Annotated in this window: 20 protein-coding genes and 1 riboswitch; of the genes, 11 read left to right on the top strand and 9 right to left on the bottom strand. The window is 71.5% G+C overall.

From position 1 onward, the window contains the following. Positions 1-458 (top strand): transposase (locus tag ACSDR0_RS28035; RefSeq protein ID WP_435291882.1); only part of this gene is annotated, 458 nt, incomplete at its 5' end. 130 nt (positions 459-588) lie between these two features. Here the strand turns inward: ACSDR0_RS28035 and metH are convergent. From metH to ACSDR0_RS28050, 3 genes are all read right to left on the bottom strand, one after another. Further along, positions 589-4,290, bottom strand: a complete 3,702-nt coding sequence (metH, locus tag ACSDR0_RS28040) for a methionine synthase (protein ID WP_435291883.1) — start codon at positions 4,288-4,290, stop codon at positions 589-591. A gap of 14 nt (positions 4,291-4,304) precedes the next feature. After that, positions 4,305-4,381: riboswitch (S-adenosyl-L-homocysteine riboswitch) on the bottom strand. A gap of 77 nt (positions 4,382-4,458) precedes the next feature. Then, positions 4,459-5,601 carry a hypothetical protein gene (locus ACSDR0_RS28045; RefSeq protein ID WP_435291884.1) on the bottom strand — a complete coding sequence of 381 codons (1,143 nt, stop codon included), beginning with the start codon at positions 5,599-5,601 and terminating at the stop codon, positions 4,459-4,461. An 89-nt stretch (positions 5,602-5,690) separates the two neighbouring features. Next, entirely contained in the window at positions 5,691-6,173 is a 483-nt protein-coding gene (locus tag ACSDR0_RS28050; protein ID WP_435291885.1) for an RrF2 family transcriptional regulator, read from the bottom strand. 116 nt (positions 6,174-6,289) lie between these two features. Here ACSDR0_RS28050 and ACSDR0_RS28055 point away from each other — a divergent pair, with 116 nt between their 5' ends. Continuing rightward, complete coding sequence (locus tag ACSDR0_RS28055; RefSeq protein ID WP_435291886.1) at positions 6,290-7,018, top strand: SDR family oxidoreductase; 729 nt, start codon at positions 6,290-6,292, stop codon at positions 7,016-7,018. Between the two features lie 109 nt (positions 7,019-7,127). Here ACSDR0_RS28055 and ACSDR0_RS28060 read toward each other — a convergent pair whose 3' ends face one another. After that, positions 7,128-7,892 (bottom strand): SDR family NAD(P)-dependent oxidoreductase, encoded by a 765-nt coding sequence (locus ACSDR0_RS28060; protein WP_435291887.1) that lies wholly within the window; start codon positions 7,890-7,892, stop codon positions 7,128-7,130. Between the two features lie 56 nt (positions 7,893-7,948). Here ACSDR0_RS28060 and ACSDR0_RS28065 point away from each other — a divergent pair, with 56 nt between their 5' ends. Next, positions 7,949-8,305 carry an ArsR/SmtB family transcription factor gene (locus tag ACSDR0_RS28065; RefSeq protein WP_435291888.1) on the top strand — a complete coding sequence of 119 codons (357 nt, stop codon included), beginning with the start codon at positions 7,949-7,951 and terminating at the stop codon, positions 8,303-8,305. Between the two features lie 220 nt (positions 8,306-8,525). Here the strand turns inward: ACSDR0_RS28065 and ACSDR0_RS28070 are convergent, their stop codons facing one another. Next, positions 8,526-9,161: a TetR/AcrR family transcriptional regulator gene (locus ACSDR0_RS28070; protein ID WP_435291889.1), complete on the bottom strand. Its 636-nt coding sequence runs from the start codon at positions 9,159-9,161 to the stop codon at positions 8,526-8,528. A gap of 62 nt (positions 9,162-9,223) precedes the next feature. Here ACSDR0_RS28070 and ACSDR0_RS28075 point away from each other — a divergent pair, with 62 nt between their 5' ends. The 3 genes from ACSDR0_RS28075 to ACSDR0_RS28085 all read left to right on the top strand — a co-directional run bounded on the left by ACSDR0_RS28075 (position 9,224) and on the right by ACSDR0_RS28085 (position 10,951). After that, complete coding sequence (locus ACSDR0_RS28075) at positions 9,224-9,520, top strand: hypothetical protein (RefSeq protein ID WP_435291890.1); 297 nt, start codon at positions 9,224-9,226, stop codon at positions 9,518-9,520. Beyond that, positions 9,517-10,380, top strand: a complete 864-nt coding sequence (locus ACSDR0_RS28080) for a class I SAM-dependent methyltransferase (RefSeq protein WP_435291891.1) — start codon at positions 9,517-9,519, stop codon at positions 10,378-10,380. Before ACSDR0_RS28075 ends, ACSDR0_RS28080 begins: the two co-directional genes overlap by 4 nt. Before the next feature lie 112 nt (positions 10,381-10,492). After that, entirely contained in the window at positions 10,493-10,951 is a 459-nt protein-coding gene (locus ACSDR0_RS28085; RefSeq protein ID WP_435291892.1) for a MarR family winged helix-turn-helix transcriptional regulator, read from the top strand. 22 nt (positions 10,952-10,973) lie between these two features. Here the strand turns inward: ACSDR0_RS28085 and ACSDR0_RS28090 are convergent, their stop codons facing one another. Then, positions 10,974-12,134 (bottom strand): ThuA domain-containing protein, encoded by a 1,161-nt coding sequence (locus ACSDR0_RS28090; protein WP_435291893.1) that lies wholly within the window; start codon positions 12,132-12,134, stop codon positions 10,974-10,976. A gap of 66 nt (positions 12,135-12,200) precedes the next feature. After that, positions 12,201-15,059, bottom strand: coding sequence for a carbohydrate-binding protein (locus ACSDR0_RS28095; protein ID WP_435291894.1), 2,859 nt, complete (start codon positions 15,057-15,059; stop codon positions 12,201-12,203). Between the two features lie 396 nt (positions 15,060-15,455). On the opposite strand from ACSDR0_RS28095, the gene ACSDR0_RS28100 reads away from it, so the two are divergent. From ACSDR0_RS28100 to ACSDR0_RS28110, 3 genes are all read left to right on the top strand, one after another. After that, positions 15,456-17,060, top strand: coding sequence for a phospholipase D family protein (locus ACSDR0_RS28100; protein WP_435291895.1), 1,605 nt, complete (start codon positions 15,456-15,458; stop codon positions 17,058-17,060). A gap of 175 nt (positions 17,061-17,235) precedes the next feature. After that, positions 17,236-18,168: an RNA polymerase sigma factor gene (locus ACSDR0_RS28105; protein ID WP_435291896.1), complete on the top strand. Its 933-nt coding sequence runs from the start codon at positions 17,236-17,238 to the stop codon at positions 18,166-18,168. Positions 18,169-18,403: 235 nt separating this feature from the next. Beyond that, positions 18,404-19,300: an alpha/beta fold hydrolase gene (locus tag ACSDR0_RS28110; protein ID WP_435291897.1), complete on the top strand. Its 897-nt coding sequence runs from the start codon at positions 18,404-18,406 to the stop codon at positions 19,298-19,300. Positions 19,301-19,402: 102 nt separating this feature from the next. Here ACSDR0_RS28110 and ACSDR0_RS28115 read toward each other — a convergent pair whose 3' ends face one another. Together ACSDR0_RS28115 and ACSDR0_RS28120 are read right to left on the bottom strand one after the other, a co-directional pair. Beyond that, complete coding sequence (locus tag ACSDR0_RS28115; protein WP_435291898.1) at positions 19,403-20,479, bottom strand: hypothetical protein; 1,077 nt, start codon at positions 20,477-20,479, stop codon at positions 19,403-19,405. Between the two features lie 411 nt (positions 20,480-20,890). Then, complete coding sequence (locus tag ACSDR0_RS28120) at positions 20,891-21,565, bottom strand: TetR/AcrR family transcriptional regulator (RefSeq protein WP_435291899.1); 675 nt, start codon at positions 21,563-21,565, stop codon at positions 20,891-20,893. Between the two features lie 96 nt (positions 21,566-21,661). Between ACSDR0_RS28120 and ACSDR0_RS28125 the strand changes: the two genes are divergently transcribed. Next, positions 21,662-23,080, top strand: coding sequence for an MFS transporter (locus tag ACSDR0_RS28125; protein WP_435291900.1), 1,419 nt, complete (start codon positions 21,662-21,664; stop codon positions 23,078-23,080). 114 nt (positions 23,081-23,194) lie between these two features. Beyond that, positions 23,195-24,199, top strand: a complete 1,005-nt coding sequence (locus ACSDR0_RS28130; protein WP_435291901.1) for an LLM class flavin-dependent oxidoreductase — start codon at positions 23,195-23,197, stop codon at positions 24,197-24,199. Positions 24,200-24,216: the final 17 nt, after the last annotated feature.

Genomic DNA, 24,216 nt, shown 5'->3' on the forward strand with positions numbered 1-24,216 from the left:
CCAGGGGTCGTCGCGCAGATCGCCCGCGAACTGCGCGAGCGCTGCAGGCAGTTAACGGTGCGCATCAACCAGCTGGAGAGCAGGTGCGCACCCAGCACGGCTGGGTGATCGAGGCGTTGCAGAGCAAGTACCCGGCGGCGTGTGAGCACCTGGAGGCCGCCCGCGAAGAACTGCTGGCCTTCACCGCGTTTCCGCCAGAGATCTGGCGGCAGATCTGGTCGAACAACCCCCAGGAACGGCTGAACAAGGAAATCCGCCGACGCACCGACGTGGTCGGCATCTTCCCCGACCGCACCTCGATCGTCCGTCTTGTCGGTGCGGTTTTGGCCGAGCAGACCGATGAGTGGACCGAGGCCCGCCGCTACATGGGACTGGACGTACTGGCCAAGATCCGGATGCGTGTCATCGTCGGCGACACACCGCAGCACAATCCGATCCCGCAGACACTTACCGCTTAACCTGCAGAAACAGGATCACGCGAAGGTCGACTCATACACCACTTCGCTGGACGTGACCGATGAGGCACCTTCCCGTTCAGCCTCCCGCCGGTCGGGCCACCAGCGGGAGACAGCCCCGTACCGTCAAGGATCAGCTCGGCTCGTAGGCGAGGTTGGGGCGCAGCCAGCGCTCGACCTCGGGAAGGCCGAGACCCCGGCGCAGCGCGTAGTCCTCGATCTGGTCCCTGCCGAGGCGTCCCACGGTGAAGTACCGCGACGACGGGTGGGCGAAGAGCAGCCCGCTGACGCTGGCGGCCGGGGTCATCGCGAAGGACTCGGTCAGGCCCATGCCGAGCAGGTCGGCGCCCAGCAGGTCGAACAGCTCCTGCTTCTCGCTGTGGTCAGGGCTCGCGGGATAGCCGAGCGCGGGACGGATGCCGCGGAAGCGCTCCGCGTGCAGGTCCTCGATGAGGGGATCGGCGTCGGGCTCGTACCAGCCCCGCCGCGCCTCCAGGTGGATGTGCTCGGCGAACGCCTCGGCCAGGCGGTCGGCGAGGGCCTTCACCATGATCGACCGATAGTCGTCCTGCTGGGCCTCGTAGAAGGCCGAGAGGGTCTCGGCGCCGTGCACGGTCACGGCGAACCCGCCCAGATGGTCTCCGGCCGGGGCCACGTAGTCCGCCAGGCACCGGTTGGGCCGGCCCTCGGGCTTGGCCGTCTGCTGACGGAGCATCGGCAGCCGAAGCCCCTCGCCAGGACCGTCGATCACGATGTCGTCGCCCTCGGAGTGGGCGGGCCAGTACGCGTAAGCGCCCTTGGCCTGGAAGCTCCCCTCGGCGATGATCTGATCGAGCAGGGTGTTGGCGTCGTCGAAGAGCTCGCGGGCCACCGGCTGGTCGAGGATGGCCGGGTACTTGCCCTTCAGCTCCCAGGCCAGGAAGAGGAACTGCCAGTCGATCATCCCGCGGAGGGTGTCCAGGTCCGGCTCCACGACGCGGACGCCGGTGAAGCCGGGGACGGGCAGGTCGTCGAAGGGGACGCGCTCCCGGTTCGCGCGGGCCCGCTCGACGCTCAGCAGGGGGGTGCGCTGCTTGTTCGCGTACTGCTCGCGCAGGCGATCCTGGTCGGCGCGGTTGCTCGCCTCCAGCGTCTGGGCCCGGTCGGTGTCCAGCAGGTCGGAGACCACGCCGACGACGCGGGAGGCGTCGAGCACGTGGACCGTGGGGTTGTCGTAGGCGGGGGCGATGCGGACCGCGGTGTGCTGGCGCGAGGTCGTGGCGCCGCCGACCAGCAGGGGCAGCTTCAGCCCGCGGCGCTGCATCTCCGCGGCGACGGTGACCATCTCGTCCAGCGACGGGGTGATCAGCCCGGAGAGCCCGATGACGTCGGCTCCCTCGGCGAGCGCGGTGTCCAGGATGACCGAGGCGGGGACCATGACCCCGAGGTCGATGACCTCGTAGTTGTTGCAGCCCAGGACGACGCCCACGATGTTCTTGCCGATGTCGTGCACGTCGCCCTTGACGGTGGCGAGCACCACCTTGCCCTGGCCCCGGCCGGTGTCGAGACGCCCCTCCAGCCTCGCCTGCTCCTTCTCCGCCTCCATGTAGGGCTCAAGGTAGGCGACCGAGCGCTTCATCACCCGCGCGCTCTTGACCACCTGCGGCAGGAACATCTTCCCCGCGCCGAACAGGTCGCCCACGATCTTCATGCCGTCCATGAGCGGCCCCTCGATCACCTCCAGGGGTCGTGCCCTCAGCTGCCGGGCCTCCTCGGTGTCGGCCTCGATGAAGTCGACGATGCCGTGCACGAGGGCGTACGACAGGCGCTCCTCCACCGAGGCGTCACGCCAGGACAGGTCCACGACGCGGCGTGTGCCGGACCCGCTCACCGTCTCGGCGAAGGTGACGAGCCGGTCGGTGGCGTCGTCACGCCGGTCGAAGATCACGTCCTCGACGAGTTCGAGCAGGTCCGCGGGGATGTCCTGGTAGACCGCGAGCTGCCCCGCGTTGACGATGCCCATGTCCAGCCCGGCGCGCACCGCGTGCAGGAGGAACGCCGAGTGCATCGCCTCGCGCACGACGTCGTTGCCGCGGAAGGAGAACGACAGGTTGGAGATGCCGCCGCTGGTCAGCGCCCCCGGGCATCGCTGCTTGATCAGCGGCAGCGCCTCGATGAACGCCTTCGCGTAGCCGTTGTGCTCGGCGATGCCGGTGGCGACCGCGAGCACGTTGGGGTCGAACACGATGTCCTCGGCGGCGAATCCGGCCTTCTGGGTCAGCAGGTCGTAGGCGCGGGCGCAGATCGACACCTTGCGCTCGGCGGTGTCGGCCTGCCCCTGCTCGTCGAAGGCCATGACGACCACGCCGGCACCGTAGTCACGGATGATCCGCGCCTGTTCCAGGAACGCCTCCTCGCCCTCCTTAAGGCTGATCGAGTTGACGACGCCCTTGCCCTGCACGCACTTGAGCCCGGCCTCCAGCACGCTCCACCGCGAGCTGTCGACCATGATCGGGATGCGGGCCACCTCCGGCTCGGTCGCGATCAGGTTCAGGAAGGTGGTCATGGCCTGCACGCTGTCGAGCAGGTCGGCGTCCATGTTGACGTCGAGCAGGTTGGCCCCGCCGCGTACCTGTTCCAGCGCGACGTCGACGGCCGCCTGGTGGTCACCGCCCTCGATCAGGCGCCGGAAGCGCGCCGAGCCGGTGACGTTGGTGCGCTCGCCGATCATGACGAACCCGGTGTCCGGGCCGATCTCGAAGGGCTCCAGGCCGCTGAACCGGGTGCGGGCCGCGGGCACCGGGACCTGGCGGGGCGGGAGGCTGGAAACGGCGTCCGCGATCCGCGCGATGTGCTGCGGCGAGGTCCCGCAGCACCCGCCGACGACGTTGACCATGCCCGAAGCGGCGAACTCCTCGAGCAGCGCCGCCGTCTCCTCCGGGGTCTCGTCGTAGCCGCCGAACTCGTTGGGCAGGCCCGCGTTGGGGTGGCAGGCGACGTAGGTGCCGGCCAGGCGCGACAGCTCGGCGACGTGCGGGCGCGCCTCCTTGGCGCCCAGCGCGCAGTTCACGCCGACCACGAGCGGTTCGGCGTGCCGGATCGCGCTCCAGAACGCCTCGACGGTCTGTCCCGACAGCGTGCGCCCGCTCAGGTCGACGATCGTCACCGAGATCCACAGGGGCAGGTGCGGGGCGACCTCGCGCGCGGCGGCGATCGCGGCCTTCGCGTTGAGCGTGTCGAAGATCGTCTCGATCAGCAGCAGGTCGACCCCGCCCTCGGCCAGCGCGCTGATCTGCTCGGCGTACGCGGCACGGACCTCGTCGAACGACACCGCCCGGTAGGCGGGGTCCTCGACGCGCGGGGACAGCGACAGCGTGACGTTCAGCGGGCCGATCGAGCCGGCCACGAAACGCCCGCCCGCCTCGTCCGCGGCCTGGCGCGCCAGCTGGGCGCCCCGCAGGTTCATCTCCCGCACCAGCGACTCCAGCCCGTAGTCGGCCTGGCCGATGCTCGTGGCGGTGAAGGTGTTCGTGGTGGTGATGTCCGCGCCGGCCGCGAGGTACTGCCGGTGGATGTCCAGGATGACGTCGGGGCGCGTCAGGTTCAGCAGGTCCGGGTCGCCGGTCACGTCGCGCGGGTGATCGAGGAACCGGTCGCCACGATAGTCGGCCGCGGTGAGCGAGGCTCCCTGCAGCATCGTGCCCCAGGCCCCGTCGAGCACCAGGATCCGCTGCCCCAGGAGCTCTCGCAGGGCCCGCGCGCGATCATCGGCTCCCGGTGTGCCGTTTCCGGGACGCTCGTCGCCGGGTGCGTGCGGGGCGAGACCGTGCTCGTCGTGCTTCAAGGATTCGTTCATCGGTCAGCCTCCCGTCGTGGGAGGCGCCCTTGCAAAAAAGATCCAGGCCGAGCGTGGCGGGCTTGAGCCCGTCGCAGCGCCTCTCGGCCTTGAATCAAGGGTACCGAGCACGGGAACAAGACGCCAAACATCGGTCATGAATCCGGAAAAGCCTCACAGTTCATGATCTCAGCGCGGCGGGTCGGGGTTCCGCTCCCGCGCGGCGACCGTGGACGCCGGCACCGCGCCCTCACCACCCTCACCCTCACCGCCGCCGCCACCGCCACCGCCCGCCGACGCGGCACCGGCACCGGTCGGCGCGAGCTCGCCGCCGCCCCTCACCAGCCTGGCGGTGCGCAGTCCCAGCCAGAGCAGCACCGCCAGTACGGCGACCAGCAGGTATTCGATGGCGGGGATGCGGACGATCTCGTCGATCCCGCCGATGCCCCGGGCGCCGTACACCACCAGGACGGCACCGGCGTAGAGGGCCGCGAGGACCCACCTGGTGGTGCGGGACAGCCCGAGGCCGTGCATCTGGGTGATCACGAAGACCCCGAGGAAGCCGAACAGGAACATCGGCCACATGCCGCCGGGGCCGCTGTTCATCACCGCCACGAGGGTGCCGTGCACGGCGACGAGCATCTCCAGCGTCGCGGTCCACCAGCGGTTGGTGTGCGCGCGGGTCATGAACAGGCTGCCCTGGAGCAGGAGCAGGAACATGTAGAAGAAGCCGATCAGGTGGCCGCTCGTGTTCTCCATGGGGTGATACCAGAAGGTGTATATCGCGGCCCAGCTGAACAGGTAGCCGTGGTACTTGCGGGCGAATCCCACCACCTCCGTGGAGATGGGGGCGGGACGCCCGGCGAACAGGCCCCGGCGGCCGTTCTCCATCAGCAGGACCGCGACCAGCAGCAGGACCACCGACCCCTGCGAGCTGAAGATCGACACGTCCTGCGCGAGCCCGTCGTAGAACAGGTGGGTCTGCAGGGTGTGCAGGACGATGAAGCCGAAGTTGACCGCCAGCGCCACGACGTTCACCCGGTGCAGGCCGGTGGTGTAGCGGCGGACCCTGGTCTGGGCGTAGTAGATCAGCCCCCAGGCGGCGAGCTGGTGGGCCGCGTAGCCGAGCCAGGCGGAGGCTCGGGTCCAGACGGTGGGTTCCGGCAGCTTCCAGTAGTACCAGGAGGCACCCTGGTCGGGCAGGAGCCGGATGCCCTGCAGCCGCTGGCCCAGCAGCCAGACCAGCCCGGTGAGAACCGCGCTGGCCACGATCCCCAGAAGAAGGGTGCGGCCGGCGCTCGGGCGGCGAATATCGTTCAGCACACTGAGCATTATGCATTTGTTCAGCTTGCTGAACAAATACTCGTCTCAGCGGCGCCACCGGTCGTTCCACCACTCCCCCAGGGCCGAGGGCCAGGCGCCTACGCCTCGCCCGCGCTCAGCCATGCGCCGATGCCGGCCAGCGCGCCGGGGCCGTTGTCGGAACCGACATCGCGGACCAGGTCGGCCACGGAGACGGATCGCAGAGCGTCCCGCCAGGCGGTCTCGGCGCCTGCCATGGCGCGCTTGATCGCGCAGGGGGCGACGCAGGACTGCGGCGGGGCGGCCATCGGGCCGCGCCGGCGGATCTCGGTGCAGACGAAGGCCGGGCCGGGCCCGTCGACGGCCTCCACGACGTCGAGCACGGTGATCAGCTCGGGAGGGCGGGTGAGGACGTAGCCGCCCGACTTGCCCTGGACCGATCGGACGATCCCGGCGCGCGAGAGGGCCTGGAGCTGTTTGGCGAGGTAGCTGGGCGAGACGTCGTGCAGTTGCGCGAGCCGTGCGGCCGGCGCCGGCTCTTCCACCGAGGTCAGCACGACACAGCAGTGCAACGCCCACTCGACCCCACCGGAAATCTTCACCTCCTCACCCTAATCCACCCCCCTGTTGACTCGGATAAAAAATGTCCGTGTAACATCTCGGATAACAAATGTCCGAGTTAGCGGGCGTGAATCGTCAAAGAAGGGCAGGACGTGTCATGAAGTTCGCAGTCATCGGCGGAACCGGGCTGATCGGGTCACAGGTCGTGAAGATCCTGAACGCGGCCGGGCACGAGGCGGTGCCGCATTCGCTGTCCACCGGGGTCGACGTGCTCACCGGTCAGGGGGTGGACGCGGCGCTGGCCGGCGCCGACGTGGTCGTCAACCTGACCAACTCCCCGACCTTCGACGAGGCCTCCCCCGCGTTCTTCCAGACCTCGATGGACAACCTGCTGGCCGCCGCCCAGCGCTCGGGCGCCGGACACTTCGTCATCCTGTCCATCATCGGCGTCGACCAGGTCCCCACCGACTACTACCGCGCCAAGACCCTCCAGGAGGACCTCCTCAAGGCCGGCCCCATCCCCTACTCCATCGTGCGCGCCGCCCAGTTCATGGAGTTCGTCGACGCCATCCTGTCCTGGACCGCCGACGACGAGACCGTCCGCCTGCCTCGCACCCCCCTGCAGCCGGTCGCCGCCGCGGACGTCGCCGCCACCGTCGCCGACGTCGCGGCCGGGTCGCCCCTGAACGGCACCCTCGACCTGGCCGGGCCCGACGTTTACCCGCTGGACGAACTGGGCCGGATCACCCTCGCCGCCAAGGGCGACAAGCGCTCGGTGACCGTCGACGACGAGGGCGGCATGTTCGCCGCCGTCCCCGGCGACGCCCTCACCGCCAAGGGCGGCGCCCGCATCGCCCCCACCCACTACACCGACTGGCTGAAGTAGGCCGCATGCCGCACGCGGTTCCCGGCGGCGGGGAGCCGGGCGCGAGACCGCCGTGCGGGCCGGCGCCACCCCGCAAAGGACGGCGGAGCGTGACGACCCGCGTGCCACCTCAGGTGAGTTCCAGGCCGCCGTCGACGGTGAGGATCTGGCCGGTGATCCAGGTGGCCGCGGGGTCGGCCAGATGCACGATCCAGGCGGCCACCTCGTCGGGGTTCCCGCGGCGGCCGAGCGGGATACGCGCGGCCTCGTCCCGCTTGATCTGCTCGACCACCGTCTCGGGCAGCCCGGCGGCGGCCAGGGCCTCGCTTTCCGTGGGGCCGGGAGCCAGCGCGTTGACCCGGATGCCGTCGGCGGCCAGCTCCAGCGCCCAGCTGCGGGTCAACTGCTCCAGGGCGGCCTTGGACGCGGCGTAGTGGGCCGCACCAGGTAGCGGGCGATGCCCGTAGGTGGAGGAGATGTTGACGATCGCACCGCGACCGGCGCGAAGGTGCGGCAGCGCGGCGTGGGCGAGCATGCTGGGCGCGGTGACGTTGAGAGCGAACAGGTCGCCGACGCGCTGGGCGTCGGTGTCGGCCAGCGACATCACCGCGGTGGCTCCGGCGTTGTTCACCAGGACGTCCAGACGCCCCCACCGGCCGATCGCCTCGTCGACGATCGTCCGGGCGGCCTGGTCGGCGCGGATGTCGGCGGCCAGGAAGGCGATGCCGGGATGCTGGGCCGCCGTGTCGCGCAGGGTTTCCTCGCGGCGTCCCACCCCGAGGACGTGCGCTCCGGCGCGGGCGAAGGCGAGCGCGGTGGCGCGGCCGATCCCGGACCCGGCTCCGGTCACGATCACGGCGTTTCCCTGCAGGCGGCCGGCGGGCTGGTCGGTCATGGCGTCCCCCAATGTTCGATGTTTATGAAACATCGAACAACGTATAACATGCAGGAATGAGGCAGGCACACCACCCCGAGCCAGGCGATATCGCACTGACCAAGGTGATGGCCGCCCTCAGCGACCCGATCCGGGTCGGGCTGGTGCGCGTGCTGGCCGACGGGCGCGAGCGCGGCTGGGGAGAGCTACGGGCACCGGTGGCCAAATCGACGCTCAGCCACCACCTGCGGGTCCTGCGCGACGCCGGGCTGACCCGCACCCGGCAGGAGGGGACCCGCTGCTACGTGGTCCTGCGCCAGGAGGATCTGCAGGCGCGCTTTCCCGGGCTGATGCAAACGGTGCTGGCCGCGGCCCAGGCCGACGGCGTCGGCCGCCAGGTCGGCGTGACGGGCGCCCCCGACGCCGCCCAGTAGTGCGATGTTGACGGCAGGTGGGGCATCGGCCGTTCCAGGTGGCCTGCGGCACCTGTAGCCCTTCGAGGATCGCGCAGGACCTCAGGCCACCCCGGCCGCTTTGGACCACTCAGGCCGCTTTGGGCCGCTCAGGTCAGCACCGCGCTTTGGGCCGCTCAAGCCGCCCCGGCCGCTCAAGCCGCCCCAGCCGCTTTGGACCACTCAGGCCACTTTGGGCCGCTCAGGTCAGCACCGCGGCGGCGACCGTGTCGATGTACCAGCGTTCGAACCGTTCGGCCGGCCAGCCGCGTTGGCGTACGAGCCAGTCGTAGTTGCGGAAGTCCATGGCCAGCCACAGGACGTCGGCGACGCTGTCGACGTCGTGGTCGGAACGCACGGATCCGGTGGCGACGATCTCGGCGGCGAGCATGGTCATGCCGCGCCTGCGGTCTTCGACGTTCTTGTGCCAGATGCGCGCGGCGTCGGCGTCCGCGGTGGCCGCGCCGGCCAGCGCGATCATCACCTCGGTCTGGCGGGCGTGGGTGACGGCGAGGTGCCGGGCGTAGCGGGCGAGCTTGGCGCGAGGGTCGGACAGGGCCCGGATCTCGGCCACGAACGGCCGGTCGGGCAGCGCGACCGGCTCGTCGTCACCGGCGACGGTGACGTCGACGAGTTCGGACAGCAGCTGGTGTTTGCTGCCGAAGGCCGCGTAGATCGTCTGGACCGCCACGCCCGCCTCGGTGGCGACGGCGGTCAGCGGGGTGGCCGCGTAGCCGGGGTCGACGAACAGCCTGCCGGCCGCGTCCAGGATCGCCCGCCGGGTCCGGCGGGCCTGCTCCCGGCGTCGCTCCGACTGGTAGCTCCGCTTGCCGTCCACCCGCGTTAGTATAAGGTTCCATTGGATAGAGTCTCGCTCTATCCAATAGAGAGGTGGTCGCGATGCCGTTCGGAGTGCTGCAGGAGATGCCCGGCGTGACCGAGGAGGAATACCTCGCGGTGGAGCGCAATCTGGGCCCGGACCGGCCGCCGGGCCTGCTCGCCCATGTCGCCGGGCCGGTCGAGGGCGGCTGGCGGATCATCAACATCTGGCAGGACGCGGAGGCGTTCCGGCGCTTCCAGTCCGAGCGGCTCATGCGCGCCGCCGGTCTGGCCGCCCAGGCGGACGGGTTCGACGCGGGCAAGGCCGCGAATTTCCGGTCCGTGACGGTCGACGGCGCCGAGATGCCCTTCCAGTGACCGACATCGCCGGCATGCGGGCCCGCAACGTCACGTTCTGGGCGCAGGCCGCCCCGGGATGGATACACCACGCCGACCGTCAGGACGAGTACGGCCGGCCGCTGGGTGCCGCGGCGCTCGACTGGCTGCGCCCCGAGCCCGGAGAGCGGATCCTCGACGTCGGCTGCGGGTGCGGCGGCACCAGCGCGGAGCTCGCGACGGCGGTCGCCCCGACCGGCGCGGTGGTCGGCCTGGACCTGGACGACTCCATGGTGGCGGCCGCGGCCGCGCGGTTCCCGAGCAACCGCCATCCCGGCCTGCGCTTCGCCCCCGCCGACATCGAAACCGCCGGCACCGTCGCGGGGGCGCCCTTCGACGCGGTCTTCTCCCGGACGGCCCTCATGCTGCTGGCCGACCCGGTCGCCGGCTGCTCCACGATCCGGCGGGCGCTGCGTCCGGGTGGGCGCATGGCCGCCACCGTCTTCCGTGACGGCACGACCAGCTCCTGGATGCACGCGGTGCTGCTCGGCGCCGCGCCGCATCTCGGGCCGCTTCCGCCGATGCCCGTCGGCGACGAGCCGGGCCCCTTCGCGTTCGCCGACTCAGAACGGGTGATTCGCATCCTGACCGAGGCCGGTTTCGAGGCCGTCACCGTCCAGCCTCACGACATCACCCTGAATGCCCCCGACGACCCCGGCACCGTGGCCGAATGGCTGATCGAGATCGGCCCGGCCGGAGCCGCGTACCGCGACGCCACACCACCGCGGCAGGCGGCCGCACGCGCCGGGGCGGCCCGGCTGCTGACCCGCTTCCGCGAGCCGGCGTCCGGCTACCGGTTGACGACCGGGATCTGGCTCATCACCGCGGTGGCCGGGCGATGACGGCCGGCGCGCGTCGATGCGGCCGGCGGCTGAGCGGCTGAGGGAAGATCACCGGGGTGTGACACCCGGTGGCGCGGGGTTCCGCGCCCCTCGCGTCTGTGACAATGGGCAGGTGGCCGAGGGAGATGAGCACCGAGTCGCTCCGGATCCGCAGGCGATGCGCGCGGACATCCGTTCCTGGCCCACGGGCCGCCTGCTGTCGGTGGCCGCCCGCATGGTCGAGGGCCGCTTCCACGACTTCCTCTCGACGCACGGCCTCACCCACGCGGGCCTGATCGCCCTGCATCATGTCGTCGACGGCCGGCTGGCGCAGCGGGAGCTCGCGACCCTGTGCCGGGTGACCGACCAGACGATGAGCCGGACGATCGAGGGGCTGCACCGGGCCGGATACGTGGAGCGCGGGACCGACGAGCGCGACCGGCGGCGCACCCTCATCGAGATCACCCCCGAGGGGCGGGAGGTGCTGGAGACCGCGCGCCGCGAGGAGCGCGCCTCCGACGTCCTGCTGGGCGCGGTCGACGAGTACGACCACTTCCGCGAGCAACTGATCAAGTTGATCACGATCGTGTGAGGCACTCGCCGACCGCGGGGCACTACTTGGTGATGGTGAAGGTGTCCACGTCGAACAGCGAGCCGGAGCCGCCGCTGAAGGTCAGGAACACCGGGCCCGAGCCCGTGCCGGTGAGGTTGGTGGAGACGGTCCTGAAGGTGTCCCAGCTTCCGGTGTTCGGCACGGTCACCGTGCCGAGCACCGTGCCGGTCTGCGAACCGGCGCGGACCCGGATGGTGCCGCCGGCACCCGCCGAGGAGACGCGGGCGCTGAAGGTCTTCGCCCCGGAGGCGTTCACCGACGCGTACCCGGCCCAGTCGCCGTTGTCGATGTAGCCCACCGTCCTGCCGCCGCTGGCCGGGCCGTGGTTCGCCGGCTGCACGCCGAAGTTGGAGGTGTAGGCCTCCCCCTCGACCGTGGTGGATCCGCCGGTCCTCGGGCTGCAGTCCGCCGCGACCTGTCCCGCCGCGTACTTGATGCCGCCGAGGAGCAGGGCGCGGAAGGCCGGTTCCGCGTAGGACTGGATGGTGTGGCCCAGGCCCGTGTAGAACGAGCGGCCCGAACCCTGCGGGTGGCACCAGGTGATGGGGTGGTCACCGTTCATGGTGCCGCCGCTGTAGCTGCCCTCGTCGAGAGACTGCAGGACGCGCGCGGTGGAACGGGGGTTGGTGCCGTAGTTGTACCACTCGTCGCTGCGGCTCCAGGTGGGGCCGAGGTGGGAGGTGGCCGGGTGCGTGTTGTCCTCGGTCTTGACGGTGGCCTGCTGGATCGCGGGGTGGCCGCTGAACCAGGCGCCGACGAGCTGGCCGTAGTAGGGCCAGCCGTACTCGGTGTCGGCCGCGGCGTGGATGCCGAAGTAGCCGCCGCCGCCGTTGACGTAGTTCTGGAACGCGGTCTGCTGGGTGTCGTTGAGGACGTCACCGGTGGTGCTGAGGAAGATCACGGCTTCGTACGTGGCCAGGTTGGACGCGTTGAAGGCTCCTGCGTCCTCGGTCGCGGTGACGGTGAAGCCGTTGGCGGCGCCCAGGTCCCTGATGGTCTGGATGCCGGTCGGGATGGCGTCGTGGCGGAACCCCGCCGTCTTGGAGAAGACCAGCACCTCGTACGGCGCGGCGGCCTGGGCCGCGGCCGGGACGAGCACGGTCGCGGCCGCCATGGTGGCCGCCGCGGCTGTCGCCAGCCCGCGTGCGATGAAACTGCGCATCGCTGTCCTTTCGTATGCGGAAAGACCCCCGGCGCGGCGGGAGAGCGCCGCGCCGGAGATCCGTCACTACTTGGTGATGGTGAGGGTGTCGACGTCCAACAGCGCGCCGGAGCCGCCGGTGAAGGTCAGGAAGATCGACCCTGAACCCGTCCCGGTGAGGTTGGTGGTGACGTTCTGGAAGGTGTCCCAGCTACCGGTGTTCGGCACGGCCACCGAGCCGAGCACCGTCCCGGTCTGCGAGCCCGCGCGGATCTGGATGGTGCCGCCGGGGCCGCCCGAGGAGACGCGTGCGCTGAAGGTCTTGGCCCCCGGCGCGGTCAGCGTGGTGTATCCGGCCCAGTCGCCGTTGTCGATGTAGCCCATGGTGGTGCCGCCGCTGGCGGCGGCGTGGGCGGCCGGCTGCACGCCGGAGTTGGAGGTGTAGGCCTCCCCCTCGACCGTGGTGCTGGTGCCGCTCCCGCTGGTGTTCAGGGTGAAGGCGTCGAGGTCGAAGAGGTTGCCCTGACCCGTGACCCCCTTGAAGACCAGGAACAGCGTGGTGGTGCCCGAGGGCGCGTTGCTCAGGTTGGCCGAGACGTTCTGGAAGTTCTCCCAGCCGCCGGTGACGGGCACGGTGGCCGTACCGAGGAGCGTGCCGGTGGCCGACCCCGCCCTCACCTCGAGCGTTCCGCCGACACCGCCGGAGGAGACGCGGGCGGTGATGGAGGACGCGTTGCCGAGCGCGTACGGCGTGAAGGAGATCCAGTCGCCGTTGTCGATGAACCCGGCGGTCTTGGTGCCCTCGGCGGGGCCGTGGTCGGCGATCTGGATGCCGGACTGGGCGCCGAAGTGCTCGGCCTGACGGTGGCGGGGCTGCAGGGTGCGGGTGTTCTCGCTGGTCAGGCCGCCCTTGTCGGTGTAGCTGGCGACGAAGACGCCGTAGATGTTCGCGGCGCTGTCGTGCTCACCGTCGGTCGGGACCGCGATGCTTCCCGAGCAGCCGTTCTTGCTGGTGATCTCGTGCGCGTGGCTGTCGTGGCCGAGGAGGTAGGTGACCTTGACCTTGGTGCAGTCGATGGTCCCGTCCTCGGGGTCGCTGACGTTGACCTGGAAGGGCACCGTGTCGCCGAAGGAGAACAGCTGCCCGTTGACGGGCTGGGCGAGGTTCACCGTGGGCGCGGTGTTGCCGACCGTGATGGTGACGTTGGCGGTGCCGGTCAGCCCGCCCGAGTCCCTGACGGTCAGCGTGGCGGTGTAGGTGCCGTTGGCCGTGTAGGTGTAGGTGGGGTTGGCCGCGGTGGAGGTGGCTCCGTTGCCGAAGTTCCACGAGTAGGTCAGCGCGCCGCCCTCGGGGTCGGAGCTGCCGGCCGAGGAGAAGGTGACGGCCAGCGGGGCGGGCCCGGAGGTCCTGTTCGCGGCGGCCTTGGCGATCGGGTTGCGGTTGCTGCCCCCGATGTACTCGACGCGGAACAGCGTCTGGTTGCCGGAGCCGGTGCCGTAGTCGAGCACGTACAGGGCGCCGTCGGGGCCGAAGGTCAGGTCCATGACCTGGGTGCCGGTCCACGGGAAGGCGTCGATCGTGCCGGGCGCGCCGGAGGCGGTGACCTCGATGGCCTTGATCCAGCGGCGGCCGTACTCGGCGGCGAAGTAGCGGCCGTTGAGCGAGGCGGGGAACTTGATGGCCGAGTTCAGGGCCGCGTCGTAGCGGTAGACCGGGCCGCCCATCGGCGACTCGGAGCCGCCGCCGAACTCCGGCGGGGAACCGGCCTCGCCGCCGTAGCGGATCCAGCTCGGCTTGGCCGCGGGCAGGGTGGTCAGACCGGTGTTGCGGAACGAGTTGTTCGTCGGGCCGCCGGCGCAGTTGTACTTGGCCGAGGACGGTCCTGACGGGAAGGTGTACTCGTTGTAGGTCTCGGCCGTGGTGTTGGTGCCGGTGCAGTACGGCCAGCCGTAGTTGCCCGGGGCCGTGATGCGGTTGAACTCCACCTGGCCGCCGGGGCCGCGGTTGGCGTCGGCGCCGCCGGCGTCCGGGCCGTAGTCGCCCAGGTAGACGATCCCGGTGGCCTTGTCGACCGACATGCGGAACGGGTTGCGGAAGCCCATCGCGTAGATCTCGGGACGGGTCTTGGCCGTGCCCGGGGCGAACATGTTCCCGCTGGGGATGGTGTAGGTCCCGTCGGCCTGCGGCTTGATGCGGAGCACCTTGCCGCGCAGGTCGTTGGTGTTGCCCGAGGAGCGCTGGGCGTCGAACTGCGGGTTGCGGTCGGTGCGCTCGTCGATGGGGGTGTAGGAGTTCGACTCGAACGGGTTGGTGTCGTCGCCCGTGGTCAGGTAAAGGTTCCCGGCCGCGTCGAAGTCGATGTCACCGCCCACGTGGCAGCACTGGCCACGGTCGTTGGCCACCTGCAGCACGACCTTCTCGCTGGCCAGGTCCAGGGTGTTGTCGGCCTTGAGGGTGAAGCGGGACAGGTTCAGGTGTCCCTTCCACTGCTCGAAGGTCGCCGCGCTGCCGCTGGTGGGCGCGTCACCGCCGGGGGTGTTCAGCTTCGGCGAGTAGTACACGTACACGTAGCGGTTGGTGGCGAAGGCGGGGTCGGCGGCGATGCCCTGCAGCCCCTCCTCGTCGTGCGTGTAGACGTCGAGCTTGCCGGCGGTCGTGGTGTCGCCGGCGGCGGTGGTGCGGCGGATCGTGCCGTCGCGCGCCGTGTGCAGGATCGACCTGTCGGGCAGCACCGTCAGCGACATGGCCTCGCCGAGCTCGCTCGGGCCGGTGGCCAGGGAGACCTGCTGGTAGTCGGAGGCCGGGATGTCGACCATCGCGCGGGCCGCCGCGCCGGTGGCCGATCCGGTGGCCGCGGAGGCCGTCGATCCGGTGGCCGCGGCGCCGGTGGTGATGAGCAGGGCTGCGGTCAGCAGCCTGGCCCACGGCCGAGGGCGTGGGGACATGGAGGGTCCTTTCCTGACTTGGGGGGATCAGTCAGGCAAGGCGCGCGCCGCCGCGCTTATGCCGCCGGCAGCGCTGTCACGCGCTACCGGTGATACCGGGTTTGTTCGTGCGGTGGTGCGATGGTGCGCGCGGTCCCGGAGGGTGCCGTCTCCGAGAACAGACCTGTGAGACCTAACAGTCTGTTTTTTTCGCGACTCGATGTGCGAGTTACAGATTTTTAACACGCAAGCAACTTCGTGTAAACCCCCTGTCAGAGCTTCCCAGGTCACTCCCCTGATGCGGGAGCGCCGTGAGTGTCGCGGTTCCGGCCCCCTCCGGAACCCGAGGGACGGGCGCCGGGACGGTGATCGTCTGACTCTCGGGGTGAAAGCATGTAAAAAACGGGTAGATCGGACATGGTGACCGAAGACGAATGGTTTCTCGACCGCGAGGAGCGCGACAACCCGGCGTCCCGGATCGACACCCGGCACGAGACCGGGACCGCCTGGTCGCGCGGCAACGCCGTGCGGCCCATCCCGCACGGCGCCCCCTACTTCACCGAGCTGCTCGCCCGCGTCAGCGAGCTGCGCTCGGGCGACCTGCTGATGTTCACCGACTGGCGCGGCGACCCCGGAGAGAGGCTGGACGGCCCCGGTACGGAGGTCGCCGACGTGTTCGCCGAGGCCGCCAGGCGCGGCGTCGTGGTCAAGGGCCTCCTGTGGCGTTCGCACTGGGACAAACTCTTCTTCAGCGCGGAGGAGAACCGCCACCTCGGCGACGTCATCGAGGCGGCGGGCGGCGAGTGCCTGCGCGACATGCGCGTACCCCTCGGAGGCTCGCACCACCAGAAGCTCGTGGTGCTGCGCCACCGCGACGACCCCCGGCGCGACATCGCATTCGTCGGCGGCATCGACCTGTGCTGGAGCCGCCGCGACGACTCCGACCACGAGGGCGACGCGCAGGCCGCGCCCATGGCCAAGGTGTACGGCAGCCGCCCACCCTGGCACGACGTGCAGGCCGCGATCCAGGGACCGGCCGTCGGCGACGTCGAGGCCGTCTTCAGGGAGCGCTGGGACGATCCCCAGCCGCTGACCCGCAACCCCGTGCACCGCGTCGCCGACCTCGTCCGGCGTGAGGACACCCAGCCGGATCCGCTGCCCCCGCAATCGCCCGACCCGCCCGCCTGCGGCCCGCACTCCGTACAGCTCCTGCGGACCTACGCCCACCGCAGGACCCGCTACTCCTTCGCGCCGCGCGGAGAGCGCAGCGTCGCCCGCGGCTACCTCAAGGCCCTGCGCCGCGCCCGCGGCCTGATCTACATCGAGGACCAGTACCTGTGGTCGCCCCAGGTCGCCGAGTCCTTCGCCGAGGCGCTGAAGGCCAACCCCGAGCTGAGAATGATCAGCGTCCTGCCGCTCCACCCCGACCAGGACGGCCTGATCAGCGGTGTCCCGCAGATCCTGGGCCGCAACCAGGCGCTGGCCGTCCTGAAGCGCGCGGGCGGTGACCGGGTCGCGGTCTACGGGGTCGAGAACCGGGAGGGCACCCCGGTGTACGTCCACGCCAAGGTCTGCGTCATCGACGACGTGTGGTCGACCATCGGCTCCGACAACTTCAACCGGCGCTCCTGGACCTACGACTCCGAGCTGACCTGCGCGGTGCTCGACGAGACCCCCGACGGCCGCGAGCCGCTCGACCCCGGAGGGCTCGGCGACGGCGCCCGCCGCCTGCCCAGGGACCTGCGGCTGACCCTCGCCCGCGAGCACCTCGACCGGAGTGAGGGCTCCGACGCGGACCTGCTCGACGCCGCCTCCTTCTTCGACGCCTTCGCCTCCTCGGCGGCGCGGCTCGAACGCTGGTACGCCGAGGGCCGCCGGGGCCCCCGCCCACCCGGACGGCTCCGCACGTACGAGGTGTCGCGGATGTCCCCCCTGACCACCGCCTGGGCCACCCCGTTCTACCGGTTCCTCTGCGACCCCGACGGCCGCCCCCGCGCCATGCGCCGCGCCGGGAGGTACTGACACGCGGCCCGCGGCACCGGTGGGGCGAATCGTCCGCATATCCTGGTTGACCTGCGGGACCGAGCACCGTCAACGACGATCACGGGCCGTCACCGCCCGCGGGGTCGCGCCCCCGAGCCGTGCCCGGCCGAACGGCGCGGACGGCGCGGACGGCCGGAGCGAGAGGTGGACCAGCATGACGCCCAGCGAGATCCCGGACCGGGACCTCACCCTCGGCGCCCAGTCCGGGGACGTCGCAGCGCTGGGGCTCCTGCTGGCGCGCCACCAGGCGGGCATGCGCGCGGTGGCGCTGAGCCTTCTGGGTCACGGACCGGACGCCGACGACGCCGTACAGGACGCGGCGCTGGTCGCGCTCCGGCGGATCGGCGACGTCCGCGACCCCGCCGCGGTGGGGCCGTGGCTGCGGATGATCGTCCGCAACGCGTGCCGGACGCGGCTACGGTCCGCTCATGACACGTGGTCCGTCGACGAGCTGGTGCTGCCCTCCCCGGACGCGACCCCCGAGCAGGCGCTGGAGCGGCACGCGCTGCGAGACTGGGTCTGGCGCGCGATCGAGGAACTGCCTCCGCCCATCCGCATGACGGTCATGCTGCGGCACTTCAGCAGCGGCGTCACGTCCTACCAGGAGATAGCGGCGGCCTGCGCGGTGCCGGTGGGCACGGTCCGCAGCCGGCTCAGCCAGGGAAGGGCCAGGCTGGCCGAGAGCCTGCTGGCGACCGCGGCCTCGGCGCACGGCGACGCCGGTGAGCTGGCCGCGGCGAGCCGCAGGGAGGCCCTGGAGACCCTGGCGGCCGCCGAGAGGGGGAGGTTCGCCGAGATCCTGGCCGAACGGTGGTCACCGGAGGTCGCGTTGCTCAGCGAGCGGCACCTGGCGATCGGGCACGAATTCCTCCTCAGGGGAATGGAGGGCGACCTGGAGGCCGGGGTCCGTCAGCGCCTCGCCCACGTGGTCGCCAGCCGTGACATCACCATCTGGGAAATGGACCTCGTCAATCCGGCGGAGAACCCGGAACACTGCCCGCCCGCCGTGACCTGGCTCATGTCCCTCGACGGGGGCCGGGTCCACCAGCTGCGGCTCTATCACCCGCGGCCCTCGGGAACGGCCTGAGCACCCGCGCTCCTCTCCGTGAACGACCTGGGCACCCGCGGCCCCTCTCCGGGAACGGCCCGAGCACCCGCAGCCCTCTCTGTGAACGGCCCGAGCACCCGCGGTCCCCCTCCGGGAACGACCTGGGCACCCGCAGCCCCTCTCTGTGACCACGATCACAGGGGCGGCGTCGAACTTACCCGCCGCCTCCGCGTCCTGTCGGTGTCAGTGACGACACCACACGACCGGAGATCCCATGAACACCCTCGCCACGAACCCGCTGTCACCCGGCACCCACACCGTCGACGTGAGCGGCGTCGCCCAGCGCTACCACGTCCACGGCACCGGACCGGTGTGCCTGGCACACCCCGGCGGCCCCGGAGTCCTCTGGGAGTACATGAGAATGCCGGCGCTGGAGCGGCACCTGACCATGGTGTACGTGGAGCCGATCGGCACCGGCGGATCGGGCCGCCTTGGAACGCACCCTCACGGCTACACGCGCGACCGCTACGCGGAGGTCCTCGACGGCCTGATCGATCACCTCGCGCTCCCGAAGGTGTATCTCCTCGGCCACTCGCACGGCGGCTTCGTGACACAGCACTACGCCCTGCGCCACGCCGGCCGTCTCGCCGGGATCGTCCTGTACGACAGCGCACCGGTCACCGGGGCCGAGCACTTCGCCGAGGCCATGCGCAACATGGAGGAGTTCACCCGCCGGAACGCGGGCAACCCCGGGCTCCAGCGGGTCCTCGACGCCTTCGGCTCGATCCCCGCCATCTCGAACGACGAGGAGTTCGCCGCCGCGATCCGCGGGCTGCTCCCGGCCTACTTCGCCGACTACTGGGGACGCGAGGAGGAGTTCGCGCCCATGCGTGCCACGGTGAGCGGATCACACATCTCGGGCCTCGACGAGCACCTGGCCCCCGACATCATCGACGACCGGGAGCTGCTGGGGGCGATCACCACTCCGACCCTGGTGATCGTCGGCCGGCATGACGTCATCTGCGGGGTGCGCTGGGCACACGAACTCAACAAGCTGATCCCCGGCTCCGAGCTGCTCATCCTGGAGGACAGCGGTCACTTCGGCCACCTCGAGGAGCCCGAGGCCTTCACCCGGGCGATCGCCGGCTTCGCCGCGGCCACGGCGGAATGACGGGCCGGCGGGGCATGACCTGAGCCATCGGAGCCGGGCGGGGAACGACACCCTGCCCGGCTCCGCGCCGCCCCATGCTCCCCCGGTGGGCGGCCGGCACGGCTAGGGCAGGCCGTTCCTGTTCTTGTAGTCGTTCCAGACCCGCACGCAGTAGGCGTGGCGCCAGTCCCCGGAGGGCAGGTGGCGGCAGGCGTAGGCGGCACTGATACCGGCGGCGCTCCCGCCTCCGGCCGACGGCGGCCTGCTCCTGGAGGCCGAGGGCGACGGTGTCCTGGTGGCCGGTGCGCCCGTCCTGCTCGCCCGGGACTCCGTCCTGCCCTCCCGCGCCCCGGGCCGCGACCGTCCCGCCGTCCCGGCGCTCCCGGCGTCGCCGCCGGTGTTCGCGCCGCCCCCTCGGGCGTTCCTCGTCTCGCGCCCGGCGCCTCCGTCTCCCCTCCCGCTCTCGCGCCCGGCGCCTTCGCTCGCCCGCCCACCGGTCTCAGGCACGCCGCCTCTGTTCTTCCGTCCGGCGCCGGCCACCGGCGCGGTGCTCCCCGTCCCCCCCGACCCGGCGCCGGCCCGTGCGGAGCCGCCGCCCTCGCGGTGCCGCCCGGCCCGCTCGGCTGTTTTGTCCGGCTTGACCGGTTTCTTGACTGGCTTGGCCCGCTCCACCCGCTCGATCCACTCGTCGCGAGTGTCTCCGGCGCCGGAAAGGGCCCGTTCCGCCGGGAGCGCCCGCCCCGGGGCACGACGCGGGACCTTCCTCTCCCCGCCGCCCTGCTCCTTCCCGGCCGGAGCCCTCGCGCCCACCCCGGCCGGCACCGGGGCCCGCGAGGGTGTGATCACCCTGTCGCGTCCCGCGAGGAGGCGTTCCCCGGGAGGCGCGGGAGAGGTGTCGGCGGTGGGCACGCCGTCCCACGGGGACCAGCCGGACGACCAGACGCCGACCCCCGCGGCGGCGAGGAACCCGGCGATCAGCGCGGGTCTCAGGAAGTGGTCACGCGAGAGCCGCGACCACGGCCGCCGCCACGGGCTTGGTGGCGGGGGCATGGAGAACGGCCTGCTGTCGAGATATGTCCAGGAGCGGCGGACCGGTGAACACGTGACGGCATCGGCCTCCTCGTCCCACTCCTCGTCCCACTCCTCGTCCTTCCGATGCCGCGCGGGTCGCGGAGGCTCCACGGGCTCCGGAGTGCTCACGGGCCGCGGGGGCTCCGAGGACTCCGGGATACTCACGGGTCGCGGGGGCTCCTGAGGGCGTACGGGACGCGGAGGCCCCGCGAAATCCCATGGTCCCGCCGGCCTCGGCGATCCGGTGAGGTCGGGAGGTTCGGCGGGACGCGGGGGTTGCGGAAGCGGCGGGTCGCTGTACGGCATGCGCCCTCGCGGTCTCGCCTTGAGGCCGTGGCCGTGAGTCCGATCGTGCTCACCGTGCATCTCGCCTCCCGTGTCGCGTCTGCCCTCCCACCCTGGCAAAATCACACACTGTATGCGGCCCATGACAGTACGGTCTTACCGATCTGTTATCAGCAGCAGGCCGCAAAGATAAATAAATACGACGAAAAACCGGCCTGACCGGTAAAGGCGGGAGGCGCGTGCGGCCCTGGGAGGTCAGGTCTCGCGGGGGCGGCGGGGAGAACGGCGCCTGGCGGGGGCGGCGAAGGCTCGCAGGAAGGTGCTCACGCCGTCGCGGACCGCGGCGGCCAGGGCGTCCGGACCGACCGGGCGGGTGCCCAGCGCGGACAGCGCGGGAAGGTTGCCGGCAACGAGCGCCATGAACTGGCCTGCCGCGACCGCCGGATCGTCGATCTCCAGGTGGCCCCGGTTGGCCAGGCCGGCCAGGCGGCCGGCGAGGACGTTCAGCGCGGGGACGCCGGCTCGGGCGACCACCTCGTCGTAGAGGTCGGGCAGGCGCGCGGCCTCGGCGTACAGCAGCCGCTGCAGCGCCCAGCCCTCCTCGCTGAGCTGGCACTCGACCATAAGGTGGCCCACCCTCTCCAGCTCGCCGGCGAGGTCGGCGCCGTCACCGGGAAGGGTGGCGAACGCGGCGATGATCCTGGCCGCCGACCGGTCGGCGCTGTCGCGCATGACCGTGCGGAACAGGGTCTCCTTGTCGTGGAAGTGGTTGTAGACGGTGGGCTTGGCGACCCCCGCGAGGCTCGCGATCGCGTCGATGTTCGCCTGGGCGTAGCCCTCCTGGGAGAAGACCTTCACGGCGGCGTCCAGGATCGCCGTCCGCTTGTCGATCCGTCCCCTGCCGGGCACCGCGCGTTCGATGGTGGTCACCGTTCGAGATTACCGCAGTCGCCGTCACATCCGGCTTGCCAATCTGAACCAGCGAGTTCAAAATAGTGGCCACTTAGGTAACGAATGGAGGGCCGTATGGCCACCGATGTCAACACCGGAGACTCCGCGGGCCGCATCCCGCCCGCGCGGAGTCTCGGCCCGGTGCTCGCCGCGATCGTCGGCTGCGAGTTCATGCTGCAGCTCGACGGCACCATCGTGACGGTCGCCCTGCCGGACCTGCAGAACGACCTCGGCCTGTCGGCGGCCGCCCTGTCCTGGGTGATCAACGCGTTCCTCCTGTCCTTCGGCGGCGTGCTCCTGCTCGGCGGCCGGCTGGGCGACCTGTTCGGCCATCGGACGATCTTCCTGGCCGGGACGGGCCTGCTCGCGGCGGCCTCCCTGCTCGCCGGGCTCGCCCCCGGTTTCGGCTGGCTGCTCGCGGGCCGGACACTGCAGGGGGTCGGCGCGGCCCTGGCCGGTCCCGCGGGACTGGCCCTGCTGTCCATCACCTACGACGGCGAGCGGCGGCAGCGGGCGTTCGGCGTCTACTCCACGGTGACGGGCCTGGCCGCGGCGGCGGGGATGATCCTGGGCGGCGTGCTGACCTGGGCCGCGGACTGGCGCTGGACCCTGCTGGTCAACGTGCCCGTCGGGCTCGCCATCGTCGCGCTCGGCGCGCGGACGATCGCCCCGGCCGGGCGCGCGGGCGTCCGCCCGGCCCTCGACCTGCCGGGGGCGCTGCTGTCGACGCTGGGGATGACCGCGGTCGTCCACGGCTTCGTACGGGTCGCCGAGGAGGGGTGGCGGGACCCGGTCGCGATCGCCTCCCTGGCCGGCGGGGCGGTGGTGCTGGCCGCGTTCGCGCTCCTGGAGTCGCGCGCCGCCTCGCCCGTCCTGCCCCCGCGGGTGTTCACCCGCCGGGCCAGGGCCGGGGCCCTCCTCGACCTGGTGCTGCTCGCGTTCGTCCTGACCGGCTTCCTGTTCTTCCTGACCCAGTTCCTGCAGCGGGTCCTGGGCCTGGACCCGCTGCTCACGGGCCTGGCCTTCCTGCCCTTCGGGCTGGCCCTGCTGGTGACGGCCAGGTCGGCGCCCACGCTGATCGCCAAGGCCGGCGGCCCGAGGAACCTGGCCGTCGCGGGGCTCGCGCTCATCGTGGTCGCGACCCTGTGGCTGAGCGGGGTGAACGCCGGCAGCGGCTACCTGACGGCGGTTCTCGGCCCGCTGGTGATCATGGGTGTGGGGGCCGGGTCGGCGATCGTCCCGTTCAACGTCATCGTCATGTCCGAGACCCCGCCCGAGGACGCGGGGATCACCTCGGGCGTCCTGCAGGCGTCGCTGGCCCTGGGCGGCTCGCTCGGGCCGGCCGTGCTGCTGACCGCGTTCGCCGGCGGCGGGGAGGACGTCGCCGCCGGGGTGTCGCGGGCCTTCCTCGCCTCCGCCGCCGTCGCCGGGCTGGCGATCGTCGTCGGCCTCGCGGCCTGGTTCCTCCCGTCCCGAACCGAAGCCGCAGATTAAAATGAACGCGCGAGTTCAGCTTCTGGGCAGCCGCGCACCGAACGCCCCGACCGCGACGATCACACCGAGGGGCGCGGCCTCCCGCCCAACACCCTGCGAACGGAGAACACCCCCATGACAGACCTGTCCGGCCTCCGCCTGTCGGTGCTCGACACCGTGCCCGTCTGGCGAGGCTCGTCGGCGGCCCGGTCGCTGCGGAACTCGGTCGACCTCGCCCGGCGGGCGGAAGCGCTCGGATACACGCGCTACTGGGTCGCCGAACACCACAACACGCCGTGCCTGGCCACGTCGGCCCCGCCCGTGCTGATCGCGCAGATCGCCTCCGCCACCACCACGATCAGGGTCGGCTCGGGCGGGGTGCTGCTGCCCAACCACGCGCCGCTGACGGTGGCCGAGCAGTTCGGGACGCTGGAGGCGTTCCACCCCGGCCGCGTCGACCTCGGCGTCGGCCGGGCGTCGGGCACCGACCCGGCCGCCGCCCACCTGCTGCGGCGCGGCCTGCCACCCGCCGAGGAGGACTTCCCCGGCCTGCTCGACGAGCTGCTGGGCTACCTGACGCCCGGAGGGCCCCCGTCCGGCGTGCGCGCCGTCCCTCAGGCGGACACCCGGACACCCGTGTACCTGCTGGGCACGAGCACCTCCAGCGCCCGCCTCGCCGGGTCGCTCGGCCTGCCGTACGCCTACGCGCACCAGATCGCCCCGGCCGGTACGGCCGCCGCGCTGGAGGCCTACCGCAACGCCTTCGAGGCGTCGGCGTGGCTGGACCGCCCGTACGCGATCGTCGCCCCCACGGTGGTCGTCGCCGAGTCCGGCGAGCGCGCCCGATGGCTGGCGCGGGGCTTCGTCGCGGGCCAGCTCCTGATCCGCACCGAGGACCGCTTCACCCTCTTCCCCACCGCCGAGGAGGCCGAGCGCCGCTCGTTCGCGCCCTCGGGCGAGCGGTTCATCCGCGAGCGCCTCGACCCGCAGATCATCGGCGACCCCGGCACCGTGCGCGACCGGCTCACCGAACTCGTCAAGCACAGCGGGGCCGACGAGGTGATGGCCCTGACCATGGTCTCGGACCACGAGGCGCGGGTGCGCTCCTACGAGCTGCTGGCCGAGCTGGCGCACCCCTGACTCGGTCCTCCCACCTC

Source organism: Streptosporangium sp. G11 (genome assembly GCF_051192615.1).
Classification (GTDB): Bacteria; Actinomycetota; Actinomycetes; order Streptosporangiales; family Streptosporangiaceae; genus Streptosporangium.

Excerpts from the sequence above, each read along its gene's own strand:
- metH (WP_435291883.1), bottom strand. The coding sequence starts at position 4,290 with ATGAACGAATCCTTGAAGCACGACGAGCACGGTCTCGCCCCGCACGCA.
- ACSDR0_RS28045 (WP_435291884.1), bottom strand. The coding sequence starts at position 5,601 with ATGCTCAGTGTGCTGAACGATATTCGCCGCCCGAGCGCCGGCCGCACC.
- ACSDR0_RS28055 (WP_435291886.1), top strand. The coding sequence starts at position 6,290 with ATGAAGTTCGCAGTCATCGGCGGAACCGGGCTGATCGGGTCACAGGTC.
- ACSDR0_RS28060 (WP_435291887.1), bottom strand. The coding sequence starts at position 7,892 with ATGACCGACCAGCCCGCCGGCCGCCTGCAGGGAAACGCCGTGATCGTG.
- ACSDR0_RS28065 (WP_435291888.1), top strand. The coding sequence starts at position 7,949 with ATGAGGCAGGCACACCACCCCGAGCCAGGCGATATCGCACTGACCAAG.
- ACSDR0_RS28075 (WP_435291890.1), top strand. The coding sequence starts at position 9,224 with ATGCCGTTCGGAGTGCTGCAGGAGATGCCCGGCGTGACCGAGGAGGAA.
- ACSDR0_RS28090 (WP_435291893.1), bottom strand. The coding sequence starts at position 12,134 with ATGCGCAGTTTCATCGCACGCGGGCTGGCGACAGCCGCGGCGGCCACC.
- ACSDR0_RS28095 (WP_435291894.1), bottom strand. The coding sequence starts at position 15,059 with ATGTCCCCACGCCCTCGGCCGTGGGCCAGGCTGCTGACCGCAGCCCTG.
- ACSDR0_RS28100 (WP_435291895.1), top strand. The coding sequence starts at position 15,456 with ATGGTGACCGAAGACGAATGGTTTCTCGACCGCGAGGAGCGCGACAAC.
- ACSDR0_RS28105 (WP_435291896.1), top strand. The coding sequence starts at position 17,236 with ATGACGCCCAGCGAGATCCCGGACCGGGACCTCACCCTCGGCGCCCAG.
- ACSDR0_RS28110 (WP_435291897.1), top strand. The coding sequence starts at position 18,404 with ATGAACACCCTCGCCACGAACCCGCTGTCACCCGGCACCCACACCGTC.
- ACSDR0_RS28125 (WP_435291900.1), top strand. The coding sequence starts at position 21,662 with ATGGCCACCGATGTCAACACCGGAGACTCCGCGGGCCGCATCCCGCCC.
- ACSDR0_RS28130 (WP_435291901.1), top strand. The coding sequence starts at position 23,195 with ATGACAGACCTGTCCGGCCTCCGCCTGTCGGTGCTCGACACCGTGCCC.